At 58.8% G+C, this 925-nt stretch carries 2 protein-coding genes; both read right to left on the reverse strand.

What is annotated here, in order from left to right:
- Positions 1-436: FAD binding domain-containing protein (locus tag ACR0C6_RS21455; protein WP_480621137.1), on the reverse strand; the 436-nt coding region annotated here is incomplete at its 3' end.
- Positions 437-575: 139 nt separating this feature from the next.
- Positions 576-925 (reverse strand): LytTR family DNA-binding domain-containing protein (locus ACR0C6_RS21460; RefSeq protein ID WP_480621139.1); only part of this gene is annotated, 350 nt, incomplete at its 5' end.

The following is a 925-nucleotide window of genomic DNA, read 5'->3' on the forward strand; positions in this document are numbered from 1 at the left end:
TCCGGTTCCCGTCCGGGCCGGACAACTCGAACGCGGCGTTCAAGCATTGCATCAGACCCGGCATGTCATTGCCCGGGTCACCATTGGCTACATTGCCACCGACAGTGCCCATGTACCGCACTTGCGGATCCGCAATCTGAAGCGCCGCCTCGCGGATCAACGGAATGGCTTCGGCCAGACCGCTGTGGGTGATCAGCTCGTGCTGCGTGACCATCGCACCCAAAGTAACGGTGTCAGGCCCGACCTCTATCCCCTTGAGTTCTTCAATGGCCTGAAGATCGACCAGATGACCCATCTCGGCCATGCGAAGCTTCATCATCGGGATCAGGCTATGCCCGCCCGCGATCACGCGCGCCTCGTCGCCATATTCCTGTAGAATGCCGATGGCCGAGGCAATGTCGCCTGGCCGGTGATACTCAAAGCCGGCTGGTATCATGTTTTTCCTCCCTGGGTCCGGGCGATATGCCTTGGGGGACCTGAGGTAAGGAAAGAACGGCGGATTTAACTGATCCAGTTAAGGAAAACGGAGCGCGCGGCTTGTTTCACGAAATGCGAAAGAACTGCACGAGTTGCGCCTAGACCCCCAGTGCCTCGCGAATATCTGTCAGGCGGGACCGGCTGACCGGCACCTTGCTCAGCGCGTCAACACCATCGAAATAACAGGTGCCGTTGTCCTTGTGACGTTCAAATCGCGAGACGTGTTTCGGGTTCACCAGATAACTGCGATGCGCCCGCAGGAACCCTTCGGGCAAAAGCCGCGTTTCCGCATCGGTGATCGACCAGGGGCAGAACAGTTTCTCTGCATCCATATAGAGTACCGTGTAATGCCCTTCGGCCCGAATTGCGGCGATCCGCGCGGGATGCGCAAAAAAAGTCTGGCCTTCGCGCTCATACGGAACACCAGCGCGCATTGGGGCTGGTTCCG

Source organism: Ruegeria sp. AL12, assembly GCF_056540885.1.